The organism is Paraburkholderia sp. FW306-2-2C-D06C (assembly GCF_058781505.1).
Window position 1 is genome coordinate 1 of sequence record NZ_JBYSWU010000010.1, and the last position, 13,655, is coordinate 13,655.

Genomic DNA, 13,655 nt, shown 5'->3' on the forward strand with positions numbered 1-13,655 from the left:
ACCGCCGGTGCCACGCCGGCACCACAGCGAGCATCCCGTCGCCGCAACGGCCTGCGGGTTTGCACTGCATGATGGCCATAGTGAAAGCCTTATTTTGTTCTACGCTATAGACGCGACCTCCCGCATTACGGCTATTGAAAGGGGCCTCTGAATCTGCTGCGTTCGCGGAAGGTTCTCCCCGCAGTGCAGGCCAATGAGCAGAGTCCCATAAGCAGTCCAATGAGCCGGCGGCCGATCGTCAATCAACCATTCGTCTGACTACAACCCAGGTAGCCGGGCGCCGCCGCTTCGACAGCCGCGGCGGTACCTTGGCGCACCCGTTCCATGGAGATGAAGATGTCGATTCGATTAGGAGAAGAAGCTCCCGATTTCACCGCCGAAACTACCGAGGGGACGATCCATTTTCATGAGTGGATTGGCAACCAGTGGGTGATCCTGTTCTCGCATCCGAAGGACTTCACGCCCGTTTGCACCACTGAGCTGGGATACATGGCGGGGCTCAAGCCGGAGTTCGACAAGCGCAACACGAAAATCATCGGACTCAGTGTGGACCCCGTCAGCGACCACCAGAAGTGGGTGAAGGACATCGAAGAAACGCAGGGACATGCCATCAACTACCCGTTGATCGGCGACGCGGATCTGAGCGTCGCGAAGCTCTACGACATGATTCACCCGAACGCGAGCGGCGGCCCGCGCACCGCCGTGGACAACGCGACGGTACGCTCAGTTTTCCTCATCGGACCCGACAAGAAGGTCAAGGCTATGCTCGTGTATCCGATGAGCGCGGGCCGTAATTTCGACGAGGTGCTGCGCCTGCTCGATTCACTGCAACTGAACGCAAAACACACGGTGGCGACGCCGGTGAACTGGAAACCGGGTGACGACGTCATCATTCCGACATCCGTCTCGGACGATGACGCGAAGAAGAAATATCCGCAGGGATTCAAAACCTTGAAGCCGTATCTGCGGTACGTGCAGCAACCGATGTAACGGGGGCGGCTGAAACCGCGCGGCGAGTGCCGGCCAATCCGGGCCGGCGCCCGCCGTGAATCCTGCGGTTTGCAGGGCGGTTCGGCGGCGCTGGTTCTGCCGCCATTCTCATGGGCCCGTAAGCGTGGGCGACGGAGCGCAATCGTGCTGATCTTCCGGCAATTGTTCGACCAGCAGTCGTCCACCTACACCTATCTTCTTGCCGATAGCGCAACCGCGGAAGCCGTGCTGATCGATCCGGTATTCGAGCAGGTACGCCGCGATACGGCACTGATCGACGAGCTGCAATTGCACCTGCTTTATACAATCGACACCCACGTTCACGCCGATCACGTGACCGGCGCGTGGCTGCACAAGCAGCGCACGGGCAGCCGGATTGCGATATCGGCCGCGAGCGGCGCCGAGGGCGCGGACCGCTACCTGAGCCATGGCGACAGATGCGGATTCGGCGCACGGTATCTGACGGTGCGTGCCACGCCTGGTCATACGAATGGCTGCATCAGCCTCGTGCTCGACGACGAGAGCATGGCGTTGACCGGCGATTGCCTGTTGATTCGCGGAACCGGCCGGACGGATTTCCAGCACGGCGATGCGCGCGCGCTGTTCCGGGCTGTCCACGAGCAGATTTTCACGCTGCCCGACACGTGCCTGCTCTACCCGGCCCACGACTATCGCGGTCTGACCGTCACGAGCGTGGGCGAGGAGCGGCGCTTCAATCCGCGCCTGGGCGGTGCGCTCTGCGAGGACGACTTCGCTGTCTACATGACGAATCTGGGTCTGCCGCATCCCAGGCAGATCGACGTTGCGGTGCCGGCGAACCTGAAATGCGGAGTCGCCGCGGGCGATCCCACGCAAATGGCCGAGCCCGGTTGGGCGCCGCTGACCTACACCTTTGCGGGCATCTGGGAAATCGATCCGCAATGGCTCGAGGACAATCCCGGTTCAGTCCAGATCGTCGATGTGCGCGAGCCTGCCGAGTTCGACGGGCCGCTAGGGCGCATTCCTGATGCCCGGCTCATTTCACTTGGCGAGCTGGCGGCACGCGCCAGCGAACTCGCGCGGGAGCGCCCGATCGTGACGGTCTGCCGGGCCGGCGGACGGTCGGCGCAAGCCACGGCGATCCTGCGGCAGGCAGGATTCGAAGCCGTCGCCAATCTCGCCGGCGGCATGCTTCGCTGGCGCGCGGAAGGCCGCGCCGTCGAGAACGGCAGCATGTAGCCGTCCTTCGCCATAGCGGTTTGGCGGTTGAATGGCTTAGCGGTTCAATGGTCTGGCGGGATCAAATCGTCCCGAACAGCGCTCGCGGACGGTCCTTGAGCGTTCCCGTCAACAGCCGTAGCGCGCTCACCAGTTGATCGCGGCTCGTCGCGCACGCGAGGTTGATCCGCACGCCGTGTTCGATTTCGGAACGGTCGACGGCAAACGCCGACGACGGCATCACCACCACGCCGCGCGCCTTCGCATTCGCAGCGAAATCATCCGCACGCCACGGCGGCGGCAACTTGAGCCACACGAACATGCACGCCGGATCGGTTTGCAGCAGCTCCTGCGGCAGCAGCTCGCGCGCGAGATCCTGGCGCGCGCGAATTTCGGCGAGCTGCGCGTCCATGATATGGCGCGCAGTGCCGTCCTCGATCCAGATCGACGCGATCAGCATGGACATCGGCGCGGGCATCCATGCGGTGGTGCGCACCGCTTCCGCGCAGAGAGCGGAACTGTCCGGCGGACTGAGCAGATAGCCGAGCCGCAGTCCAGGCGCGAGGATCTTCGAGGTGGCGCCGATATGGAACGTCAGTTCCGGACAAAGACTCGCGATCGTCGGCAACCGCTGCGACACCAGCGGTCCATAGACGTCGTCCTCGATGATCGCCACGCCGTGCCGTCGGGCAATGTCGAGGAGCGCCATGCGGCGCTCGAGACTCATCGTCGTGACAGTCGGGTTCTGCAGATTCGGCACCGTGAAGATGGCCTTTACCGGCATACGCCGGCAGGCGGCTTCGACTGCGTCGGTCAACAAGCCATCGCGGTCGCTCGGAATGCCGACGATTTCGAACTGGAAAACCGGCGCGAGCGCTTTCAGGCCGTAGTAGGTGAGTTGATCGGCGAGGATCACGCCGTCCGTACCGATCAGGCTGTTCAGCACGGCATACAGGCCGTGCTGCGCGCCGCTTGTCACGACCACGTGATCGGGCGTCGGCGCAAAGCCTGGCGCGGCGATCCAGCGAGCGCCGGCGGCGCGCGCCCATGCCGGCCCTTGTGGCGGCTGGTATTCCTGCAGTTGCGGGTAGCGCGGATCCTGCGGCAAGTCCGCGAGCGTGCGCGCGAGGCAGGTGAGAAATTCGCCGGTGGCCGGCCGGTTGACGGTCAGATCGATCGCCGCGTTGTTTGCCGCCTGCGCGGGCTCGACGCTCGGCATCGCGCCGCCGGTGACGAGCGAGCCGCGCCGTTTGCTGCCGATCACCAGCCCGCGCAACTGCAATTCCTTGTACGCGCGCGACACCGTCGACACGTTGATGCCCAGCTCAGTCGCGAGTTGCCGCTGTGGCGGCAGACGGCTGCCGGGCGGATAAACGCCGCTGCGAATCTCGTGCTCGATCGAACTGGACACCTCGACATACGTGGAGCGCTTCGCCCGCGCCGGCGCACCGTTGGCGCGCTGCGCCGCGTCTTTGCCAGAAGCCATGAGTCAGATGTCTCCATACAAAATCGTCTTTGTCCGCAGTTTTGCGGATGTGTGCCGATTCTATACCACACAAGCCCGACTGCAAGCCTCAGTCGATGGGGTTCCCGGCAGGTGGCTGCCGCACCGCGACACGCCGCAAGGAGTGCGCCAATCACCATCCAGGGAAAATGCCAGGACCACACAAGGCTCGTTTTAATTGCACACAAAAAAATATTGTGTGATTCTAGATGCCAGAGTTTGTCCGGTTAGGGTGCTTTGAGGCATCGCCGGGCGGTGTCCTGGAACTGTCAGCTGGAGTTTTCCCATGAGCTTTGCGCCGTTCGCCGTACCCGAGGCCGCCCCGAACCCCGGCGCCGCCACCGGATATCTGTCGCGGATCGGCGCACCAGCGTTGGAAGGGCGCAAGTAATGCCGGATATCGCCATCGTCGGAGCGGGATTCATCGGCCTCGCGAGCGCCGCGGCGCTGATGCGCGACGGTCATCACGTCACGCTGTTCGATCCGTCCGGCGTGGGGCAGGGCGCGTCGTTCGGCAATGCCGGGACGTTCGCGCACTACGCGTGCATCCCGGTCAACAACCCGTCCGTGTTCCGCGATTTGCCGCGCTTCCTGTTGTCGAAGAACAGTCCGTTCAGGCTGCGTTGGCAGTATTTGCCGCATCTGGCGCCGTGGCTCGTGCGCTTCATGGTGAGTTCGCTGCCGCGCCGCTATGAAGCGAGCGCCGGCGCACTCGCCGCATTGCTCGCTCACGCGCAGGACGGTTACGCGCCGCTGCTGGCGGATCCGGAACTCGCGCGTTTCGTCCGGCCGCGCGAGTGTCTTTATCTGTATTCGAATGCGGCTTCGTTCGACGCCGCGCGTGCCGCACTCGATCTGCGCCGCAAGCTCGGCGTGGCGTTCGACGTGCTTGCCGGCGCGGACATCCGCGGGCTCGAACCGTCGCTGGCGCCTATTTTCGAGCGCGGCGTGCTGTTCAGCGACAGCTGGCATTTTTCCGATCCGCGGGGCTTTTTGCAGGCGCTTTATGAGCGGCTTGCCGCGCAAGGGCTGGCGTTGCATCACTCGGCGGTCAGCGTCGTGCAGCCGTCGGCCGATGGCGTGAGTCTGATGGTCAACGGCGCCGCGCGGCCTTTCAGCCACGTCGTGATCGCGACCGGCGCGCGCTCCGCGCAGTTCGCCAAACAATGCGGCGATGTGGTGCCGCTCGATACCGAGCGCGGTTATCACGTGCGCTATAGAGGCGCGCAGCAGCTGATTTCACGGCCGGTCGGCTGGGCCGAGCGCGGCTTTTACATGACGCCGATGAGCGACGGCATTCGTGTCGCGGGCACGGTCGAACTCGGCGGCTTCAGCGACACGCGTAATCGCTCGCTGCTCGACCTGCTGACGTTCTCGTCGAAGCGCGCGTTGCCCGCGCTCGATACGCCCGACAGCAGTTGGCTTGGTTTTCGCCCGACCTTGCCGGACGGCTTGCCGGTGCTCGGACGTTCGCGTGCAAGCGAACGTGTGATCTACGCATTCGGCCACCAGCATCTTGGGTTGACGCTGGCCGGCGTGAGCGGGCGTATCGTCGCCGATCTGATCGCGCAGCGCGAGCCTCCACTCGATCTCGCGCCGTACGCGGCCACACGTTTCTAGATTTCGCGGAGGGTTTCGCAGCACAGGTTCAAGTTTCACCGTAGGCATCGCAGGACGGTTTCGACGCGTCGCGCATCGAACCGGTCGATCGACACAACGCGCGACGTGACATCTCGCAAGGAGCGCATCATGAATCGCCGCTATTGGCTTTTGACTCTGGCCGTCTGCGCACTCGGCACGCACGTGCCGATTTCGTGGGCTGCCGATCCGGAAGTCGTCAAGATTGGTTTTGTCGGACCGTTGACCGGCCCGGTTGCCCGGGTCGGCAAGGATTTGCAGTACGGCGCGCAACTGGCGCTCGATGAAGAGAACGCCAGGCATCCCACGATCGGCGCCAAGCCGGTCAAGTTCGTGCTCGACGTTCAGGATGACCAGGCGGATCCGCGCGTGGCGATTCAGGTCGCGCAGAAACTGGTGGATGACGGCGTGGTCGGCGTGATCGGCCACTACAACTCGGGGTGCAGCATTCCAGCCTCGACGGTCTACCATCAGGCGAACGTCGCGATGATTACGCCGGGTTCGACCAATCCGCAGCTGACGAAGCAGGGTTACAAGAACGTGTTTCGCACGATGGGGCACGACGGCATCGGCGGCGTGGTGGCGGGGCACTTCGTGGTCGAGCAGATGAAGGCGAAGCGCATCGGCATCATCGACGATCGCACGGCATTCGGGCAAGGACTCGCGGACGCGTTCGAAAAAGGCGCGAAAGAAGCGAATGGCAACATCGTGGACCGTGAATTCACCAACGACAAAGCCGTCGATTTCCGCGCGATCCTGACGACGCTCAAGAGCAAGAACGTCGATCTGATTTTCTTCGGCGGCCTGGATGAACAGGGCGCGATGCTCGTCAAGCAGATGCGCTCGCTCGGCATGCCCGCCCAGTTGTTCGGCGCGGGTGCGTTGAAGAGCAATGCTTTCCTGCAGATTTCCGGCACGGCGGGAGACGGTACGCAGGATCTGGAGCCGGGTCCGGCGCTGGACAAGCTGCCGGCCGCGCAGGAGTTCGGCAAGCGTTACAAGGCGCGCTTCAATCAGGATGTCGAACTGTACGCGCCGTTTGCGTATGACGCCGCGCTGGCGATGATCAAGGCGATTCACGGCGCCGATTCGCTCGACCGCGCGAAGATCGTCGATAACCTGTCGAAAGTCAGCGTGACGGGCGTGACGGGCAAGATCACGTTCGATCCGTACGGCGACCTGATCAAGCCGCCTTACACACTGTTCCAGGTCCAGCAGGGACAATGGAAGAGCGTGAAGACGGTGGGCGGCAGCGGGGTGTAGTGTTGCGCGTGTTAAACCGTGCGGCGCCCCTCGATCGGATAGCCGGGATCGGTATAGCCCAGCGTCGATGCGTGGCCCGGTGCGACGAGGCTGTCGACCAGCTTCTCGTCGTCCGGTCCGAGCTGCAGCTTCAGCGCGTCGACGTAGCTGTCCCAGTGCGCTTCAGTACGTGGACCCGCGATGGTGCTGCTGACCAGCCGGTTCTTCAGTACCCATGTGAGAGCGAAGGCAATTGAAGTCGTACCGCGCTTCGCTGCATGCTCGGCGATCGTTTGCGCGATCTTGAGCGATTCCGGCCGCCACTCGGTCTGCTGGATCCGCTTGTCGCCGCGGCCCGCGCGCGAGTCGGCGGGTGGCGGCGCATCCACGGCGTATTTGCCGCTGAGCACGCCACGCGCCAGCGGGCTGTACGACACGACGCCCAGGCCGTAGTGGTGCGCCGCCGGCAGTTGCTCGACTTCCGCCGTGCGATCGACGAGGTTATAGAGCGGCTCGCTGGCGACCGGCCGGCCGATGCCAAGCTGATCGGCGAGACGCGCGATTTCCGCAATGCGCCAGCCGCGGAAATTGGACACGCCGAAGTAACGGATCTTGCCCTGACGGATCAGATCGCCGATCGCGCGCACGCCTTCTTCCAGCGGCGCGTCGGTGAGCGCCCGGTGGAAGTACAGAATGTCGATGTAGTCGGTGCCGAGCCGCTTCAGGCTCGCTTCCACCGACTGGATGATCCACTTGCGCGACTGACCCTGCTCGTTCGGACCTTGAGCGGTCGGAAAGCCGAACTTCGTCGCGACGACCCAGTTGTCGCGCCGATCCGCAATGGCGCGCCCCACGATCTCTTCCGAACGCCCTGCGTGATAGACGTCGGCTGTGTCGATGAAATTGACGCCTTGATCGTACGCTTTGTCGATGATGCGTTTCGAGGTTGCCTCGTCGGTCTCACCGCCGAACATCATCGCGCCCAGACACAAGGGCGAGACCTTGAGGGCGCTGCGGCCCAAATATCGATAATCCATCACGCGTACTCCGTTCAGGCTGCGCCTGAGATTGAAATTGCCCCAAAAGTCGATCCGGCTCGTCGAGCCTCGCGGTCCTCGAGGACGCACCTGGCGTCAGACCATTGACGGCGCCCCGCGGGCGCTATTCGCCCTTTATCGGTTCGATTGTCCAAGCCGCAAATTTACCGGCCGCGAAGACACGTGACTAGACGGCGGAATCGGCAAACCCACATGAGCGAGATTCATGAATGACGCATGAAAACCTGAACGACGTCTTGACAGCGGAAAATCATCGCCTATAGTTCGCCACATGGTGAAGTTTCCAGTCAGTCAACTCGATCGTACTTTTTCCGCCCTTGTGGACCCCACACGCAGGGCGATTCTCGCGCGTCTCGAGCGGGAGCCCGGCTTGTCGATCACGGAGATCGCCCGTCCGCTGCCGCTCAAGCTCCCCGGTGTCATGAAGCACCTCGATGTGCTGAGCGACGCGGGCCTGGTGTCGCGCACCAAGCGTGGACGAACTGTTTCGGTGGAATTGATCGCGGGCCCGATGGAAGAGGCGATGGCCTGGCTGAAGCGCTACGAGCGGTTCTGGTCCGCCAGCCTCGATCGACTCGCCGGCTTTGTTGAGGAGGATGAGGAATGATCAAGGAGCAGCCGAGCCTGACCATTGTCCGGCGCATCAAGGCGTCGCCGGCGAAGGTCTACGCAGCATGGACCCAGCCCGAACTGATGGCGCGGTGGTGGGGGCCTGACGGCGGACCGGTGTTGAGCGCCGAAGCCGACCCGCGCGTCGGTGGCCGCTTCCGCGTCGTGTTTCAGACGCTGGACGGCGAAACGCACGATTGCCGCGGGGAATACAGGGAAGTCGAAGCGGACCGCAAGCTCGTCTTCACGTGGGAGTGGGTCACCATGCCCGAACGCCGGTCCCTCGTGACGATCCGGCTGCGTCCTGTCGCGGAAGGCACCGAGCTCGACTTTACCCATGCCCAGTTCTTCGACGAAGTCGCGCGCGACAACCACTACGTCGGCTGGAACGGCGCGTTCGACAAGCTCGAAGCGCTCTTCGCCTGACTGGAAGAGACCGGTGCTGCAAGCGCGTCCCATGCGGTGCTTCGGGAGGCCGCAAGACATGATCGTCAAATCAGATGCAACTCATGCAGAGGTCGATGATGAAGCTCTATTACGCTGAAACCCTGGCTCCCCGGAAAGCATGCGCTGTCGCCAAGTATCTCGGCGTGCCGATGGAGTATGTCTTTGTCGACCTGCGGAAAGGCGAACAGAACGCGCCTGGCTATCTGGCGATCAACCCGAACGGCAAGGTCCCCTGTCTGGTTGACGGCGACAGGCGCATCTGGGAGGCCGACGCCATCATCTGCCATCTGGCGCAACGCACGGGTTCAGGTCTCTGGCCGGAGGGCGCACGCCAGATCGATGTCGTGCGTTGGCTCAGTTGGAACAGCCAGCATTTTTATCGGCATGGCGGGTCGCTTTACTTCGAATACCTTATCAAGCCGCAGATCGGACTCGGCGACCCTGATCCGTCAGCGGTAGCTCAAGCGCAGGGCATGTTTCGCAAGTTTGCCGGTGTGCTCGATCAGCATCTCAAGGGCCGCAAGTGGCTTGTCGGCGATGACCTCACGGTTGCCGACTTTTCCGTCGCAGTGACGCTTCCCTACGCGAAACGGGCGGCGATGCCTCTGGACGAGTTTCCGGAGGTCCAGCGCTGGCATGATCAGCTCAACGCAATCGACGCATGGCGGGAGCCGTTTCCGGCGAGAACGGCGGTAAGCGCGTGAGTTTCTGCCGGGCTGCTCCTAACTCCGCCCACACTTCGGAAAGGATTGAAACATGGAAACGCACAGCGTTGTGTCGCCTGATGAATGGATCAAGGCGCGGGTCGCATTCCTCGCCAGGGAAAAGGAACTGACGCATCGCAGGGACGCGCTCGCCGCCGAGCGGCGCGAGCTGCCCTGGATGAAAATTGAAAAGGAGTATGTATTCGACGCGCCAGATGGGCAGGTTACGCTGTCGGACCTGTTCGACGGACGCAGCCAGCTCTTCATCAAGCACTTCATGATGGGACCAGGCGTCGAGCATCAGTGCGTGGGGTGTTCGCTCGAGGTGGATCATATCGATCCGCTGCTGCCGCACCTCGAGAACCATGACGTGAGCTATGTCGCCGTCGCGCGGGCGCCGATTGCCGAAATAGAGGCGGTGCGCCAGCGTATGGGATGGCGCTTCCGGTGGGTGTCTTCCTCGCGCAGCGACTTCAACTACGATTTCCATGTTTCTTTTACGGCCGAGCAGATCGCTTCAGGCAAAGCGCTCTATAACTTTCAGCCGGCGCCGGACTGGGCCGCGGGACTGCAGGATCTCTCGGGCGACAGCGTTTTCTTCAGGAACGCATCTGGCGAGATCTTCCTGACCTATTCGACATTTGGCCGTGGCGGCGAGCAGTTCCTTGGGATTTACGGGCTACTGGACGTGTTGCCGAAGGGCCGCAACGAGAACGGTCCGGCTCACTCTTTGTGCGACTGGGCCCGGCCGCACAACATGTATGGCCAGGGTGGAGTCGTCGAAGTCAACGGCCGCTATCATGCTCCGGCATGCGCTTGCGGCGCTCATACATAGACTGAGCGATGTGCTGCGCGATTGTTGCGCTTGCAATGACCTTGCTGGCCGGCTGGCGAACCCGATTCAGGACGTTTCTGGTTCGCGGCGCACGGCTGCGCCGGATAGCGATCGCATTCATCGCGGTTGGCCAATGTTTCCGCGCAATCGCGCTCCGTGGCGTCTCAACCCCGTGGCGAGGACGGAGCACCTGCCGGATCGCCCCGAAGGAGCATGGCGTTGCCTACACCATCGGGCGCACGCCGAACAACCATCCGTGCAGTACGAATGCAAACAACGCCCATGCGATAAGTCCGGAGACGATAACGATGCCGTCGCGCGCCACGTTGGCCGGCGGATAGGTTGTTCCCGCGAGCAGGTCGCGTCGCCGCGAGGCGATGAAATCGACGATTGCCCACAGCAGGAATGCGCCGAACAGCACGATTGCCGACAGCGTGCCGGTCGCCAGCAAATGCGCGAAGGCCCACAGCAGCACGCCCAGAACCATTGGATGACCGAGCAGTGTCTTGAAGTGATTGTTCGGGACATGCGCGGCAGGCAACAGGATGAACGCGATGGCGACCAACGGTAGCGCCACGTGCCGCGCCCACGTCGGCGGAATCCATACGGACACGGGATGCGCGCGCGCCAGTCCGTAGCCCCAGATGATCAGCACCAGCCCGATGCCCGAAGCGATGGAGTAGATGGCCTTCCAGCGCTTCTCGCCGATACGTTCGATCTGCGCGCCGCGCCAGTCTTCGGCGACAATGCGCACTGAATGCACGCCTAAGAAGATCAGCAATCCCAGGATCAGTATTGTCATGTCGGACTCCACCGTGGATCGATTTCAAATCGGTTTGTCTTGAGCGGACGGCATATGCGGGCGGCATATCGCCGGTCTTCGCCGCCAGCCGTGAAGGCTGATCGCGAAGCTACCATGCTTCGTAGAGAGAGTAGGTGAATTTTTCGCGTAGCGCTCGAGCATGACATTCGGCGAGGCGTAGCCGCCTGACACGCTATTGTCATGATGCGCCGCCGCACTCGTGCACCGCAGCTTGGTTCCAGTAGCTTGCTAGCGTGGTTTTCAGATCATCGACGGACATCTGGAGCTGTCCAGAAGTGGACCGGGCCATGCGCATGGAACTGTACATTTCAACGACTTTTGCGCTTTTCTAGAATGGTCGAGCGCTCAACTGCAAGGACTTTGCATGCTAAAAATACTCGGGAAGGCATCCTCCATCAATGTCCGCAAAGTTCTTTGGGCGTGTGCCGAGCTGCAACTTCCCTTCGAACAGGAGAATTGGGGCGTGGGGTTCAGATCGACCGATACGCCTGAATTTCTTTCCCTGAATCCCAATGGCCTCGTGCCCGTCATCAGGGACGAGGACCTCGTTCTCTGGGAATCCAACTCGATCATTCGCTACCTTGTGTCCCGCTACGGCGGCGCGCATCTTTATCCGGCCGATCCGCTGGCGCGCGCCCGCATCGATCAGTGGATGGACTGGCAGGCAACGGACCTGAATCGTTCATGGAGCTATGCGTTTCTCGGTCTGGTCAGGAAATCGCCCGCTCATCAGGACCGCAACGAGATCGGTCTGTCGTGCGGGAATTGGGCGAGACACATGGGCATACTGAATGGGCAGCTTCAAGCTACCGGGGCATTCGTTGCCGGCGAGCGATTCTCGCTCGCCGACATTCCGGTGGGGCTATCCGTGAACCGTTGGTTCAGCACGCCGCTAGAACATCCTCATTTCCCGGCGGTGTCCGACTATTTCGAACGCCTGGCGGAACGCCCGGGTTTTGCCGCCTATTGCAGCAACGGGATACCGTAACCGGCAACGTAAGCTGGCAGCATAGGCAGCATAGGCAGCATAGGCAGCATAGGCAGCATAGGCAGCATAGGCCGTGAGCGCGGCACGCGAGCCGGCCATCAGCGCAACGACGCGGCGAGCTTCGCGAACGTGCGTTCATCCGTGCGATCGAAGGCCAGCGGCGTCACCGACACACGGCCCGAGGCCACGACAGCCGTTTCGCTATCGGGGTCGTTCGCGCGCGCACCGCGCTGGAAACGCAACCAGTGATAGGCAAAGCCACGCGGATCGACCTGCGGCAGCACGTCGATATCCTCGACGAGTCCGACGCCTTGCTTCGTCGGCGTGAGCGGGCCGGCAGCGGCGGCGTCGACATCGGGGAAATTGACGTTCAGGCAGGTCGGGACATCGTGTTCGATCGCGAGCAACTGACGGATCACGTCCGGCGCAAGTGTTCGCGCGGTGTCCCAGCGCACCTTGTCGCGATCGCTGAAAGTCTGGCTCAATGCGAACGACGGCAGGCCGAGCAACAGACCCGTCATGGCCGCGCCGACCGTGCCGGAGAACATCGTCTCCACGCCGAGATTGCCGCCGCGATTGACGCCGGAGAGAACGAGTGCGGGCGGCGCGTCGCGCATCAGATGCCGCACGCCCATCACGACGCAATCGCCGGGCGTGCCCACGACGCCGAAACGCCGCTCGCCTTGGCGGCTGACCCGCAGCGGCGAATGCAGACTGATCGAGTGCGACGTGCCGCTCTGATCATGTTCGGGCGCGACCACCCAGACTTCGTGTGCGAGTTCGGCGGCAACCGCTTCGAGCACGGCGAGACCGGGTGCGTCGATACCGTCGTCGTTCGTCAACAGGACCCGCGGCACTTTGGATTCATAGGCAGACATCGCAGCAATCTCCTCTCGATCGGTAAACGGAAGCCCCATTATCCGGCTATCAGGAAGGGCGTGGTGCATTCGGCGCGGCGAACGCAGGCTTCGTGTTCACGCAAACGCAACTGAATAACGCGACGTCGATCGGCAGCATCGGCTGCGGGCACCTCGAGCGCGCTGGCCTTGACGAGCGGCAGCGCCCGATTCACGAACTACGAAGTGAACGGCCGTTACGCGTTCACGCCGGCATGGACGCTGTCGGGCGCTTACACGTTCACCGACGCGCGCCTCGACGGCGCGAGCCCGAAGTACCACCAGATCACGGTGCAGACCGACTATGCGCTGTCCAAGCGTACTGACGTGTACGCCGAAGCGGCATACCAGCACGTCAGCAGCACGGGTAACTCCGGCATCACCGCGGATATCGTCGGCGTAAGCCGCTCGTCGACCGACGCGCAGGTTGTCGGCACGGTGGGTATCCGTCACCGCTTCTAGGCGGCCGGTATAGCAGTCAGCAGAAAAGTCCGCGTTTGCGGTAATGCCGTTCAGTTAAGACCTGAACGGCATTTGGCACAAGACGCTCAATTCATCTCAAAAAATAGGAGAAATCTGATTGATTGATATGTGACTTAATTGTTGAAAAATTCAGACATCCTTCACTCCGCTCAATTGACGTTTTCCTGTTGCTGCCCCTAAATATCACCCACAAAAGTTGCGACTTCAACGATATCGCATCGTTCTTTTCATCAGAACAGGG

Annotated in this window: 13 protein-coding genes and 1 pseudogene; 10 read left to right on the forward strand and 4 right to left on the reverse strand. The window is 62.4% G+C overall.

Annotated elements, in window-relative coordinates; translation table 11 throughout:
• The first annotated feature begins 336 nt into the window (after positions 1–336).
• Positions 337–990 (forward strand): peroxiredoxin, encoded by a 654-nt coding sequence (locus AC3WLT_RS09760; protein ID WP_492591678.1) that lies wholly within the window; start codon positions 337–339, stop codon positions 988–990.
• Between the two features lie 147 nt (positions 991–1,137).
• The gene (locus AC3WLT_RS09765; protein WP_492591820.1) at positions 1,138–2,208 is read left to right on the forward strand and encodes a rhodanese-like domain-containing protein; all 1,071 of its coding nucleotides are present in this window, start codon (positions 1,138–1,140) and stop codon (positions 2,206–2,208) included.
• 61 nt (positions 2,209–2,269) lie between these two features.
• Here the strand turns inward: AC3WLT_RS09765 and AC3WLT_RS09770 are convergent, their stop codons facing one another.
• On the reverse strand, positions 2,270–3,673 hold the full coding sequence (locus tag AC3WLT_RS09770) for an aminotransferase-like domain-containing protein (protein WP_492591679.1): 1,404 nt from the start codon (positions 3,671–3,673) through the stop codon (positions 2,270–2,272).
• A gap of 408 nt (positions 3,674–4,081) precedes the next feature.
• On the opposite strand from AC3WLT_RS09770, the gene AC3WLT_RS09775 reads away from it, so the two are divergent.
• Together AC3WLT_RS09775 and AC3WLT_RS09780 are read left to right on the forward strand one after the other, a co-directional pair.
• On the forward strand, positions 4,082–5,311 hold the full coding sequence (locus AC3WLT_RS09775; protein ID WP_492591680.1) for an NAD(P)/FAD-dependent oxidoreductase: 1,230 nt from the start codon (positions 4,082–4,084) through the stop codon (positions 5,309–5,311).
• 129 nt (positions 5,312–5,440) lie between these two features.
• Positions 5,441–6,592: a branched-chain amino acid ABC transporter substrate-binding protein gene (locus AC3WLT_RS09780; protein ID WP_492591681.1), complete on the forward strand. Its 1,152-nt coding sequence runs from the start codon at positions 5,441–5,443 to the stop codon at positions 6,590–6,592.
• An 11-nt stretch (positions 6,593–6,603) separates the two neighbouring features.
• Here AC3WLT_RS09780 and AC3WLT_RS09785 read toward each other — a convergent pair whose 3' ends face one another.
• Positions 6,604–7,608 (reverse strand): aldo/keto reductase, encoded by a 1,005-nt coding sequence (locus tag AC3WLT_RS09785; protein ID WP_492591682.1) that lies wholly within the window; start codon positions 7,606–7,608, stop codon positions 6,604–6,606.
• A gap of 292 nt (positions 7,609–7,900) precedes the next feature.
• Here AC3WLT_RS09785 and AC3WLT_RS09790 point away from each other — a divergent pair, with 292 nt between their 5' ends.
• From AC3WLT_RS09790 to AC3WLT_RS09805, 4 genes are all read left to right on the forward strand, one after another.
• Positions 7,901–8,236 (forward strand): ArsR/SmtB family transcription factor, encoded by a 336-nt coding sequence (locus AC3WLT_RS09790; RefSeq protein ID WP_492591683.1) that lies wholly within the window; start codon positions 7,901–7,903, stop codon positions 8,234–8,236.
• Positions 8,233–8,664, forward strand: a complete 432-nt coding sequence (locus AC3WLT_RS09795; RefSeq protein WP_492591684.1) for an SRPBCC family protein — start codon at positions 8,233–8,235, stop codon at positions 8,662–8,664. Before AC3WLT_RS09790 ends, AC3WLT_RS09795 begins: the two co-directional genes overlap by 4 nt.
• A gap of 95 nt (positions 8,665–8,759) precedes the next feature.
• The gene (locus tag AC3WLT_RS09800) at positions 8,760–9,389 is read left to right on the forward strand and encodes a glutathione S-transferase family protein (RefSeq protein ID WP_492591685.1); all 630 of its coding nucleotides are present in this window, start codon (positions 8,760–8,762) and stop codon (positions 9,387–9,389) included.
• Between the two features lie 52 nt (positions 9,390–9,441).
• Positions 9,442–10,224 carry a DUF899 domain-containing protein gene (locus AC3WLT_RS09805; RefSeq protein ID WP_492591686.1) on the forward strand — a complete coding sequence of 261 codons (783 nt, stop codon included), beginning with the start codon at positions 9,442–9,444 and terminating at the stop codon, positions 10,222–10,224.
• 223 nt (positions 10,225–10,447) lie between these two features.
• Here the strand turns inward: AC3WLT_RS09805 and AC3WLT_RS09810 are convergent, their stop codons facing one another.
• A complete protein-coding gene (locus tag AC3WLT_RS09810; RefSeq protein WP_492591687.1) occupies positions 10,448–11,026 on the reverse strand; it encodes an NnrU family protein in 579 nt (192 codons plus the stop codon).
• 385 nt (positions 11,027–11,411) lie between these two features.
• Between AC3WLT_RS09810 and AC3WLT_RS09815 the strand changes: the two genes are divergently transcribed.
• Entirely contained in the window at positions 11,412–12,035 is a 624-nt protein-coding gene (locus AC3WLT_RS09815) for a glutathione S-transferase family protein (protein WP_492591688.1), read from the forward strand.
• Between the two features lie 98 nt (positions 12,036–12,133).
• On the opposite strand, the gene surE is transcribed toward AC3WLT_RS09815, so the two are convergent.
• On the reverse strand, positions 12,134–12,913 hold the full coding sequence (gene surE / locus AC3WLT_RS09820; protein ID WP_492591689.1) for a 5'/3'-nucleotidase SurE: 780 nt from the start codon (positions 12,911–12,913) through the stop codon (positions 12,134–12,136).
• A gap of 65 nt (positions 12,914–12,978) precedes the next feature.
• Here surE and AC3WLT_RS09825 point away from each other — a divergent pair.
• Positions 12,979–13,393: pseudogene (locus AC3WLT_RS09825) on the forward strand (porin); the annotation flags it as partial.
• Positions 13,394–13,655: the final 262 nt, after the last annotated feature.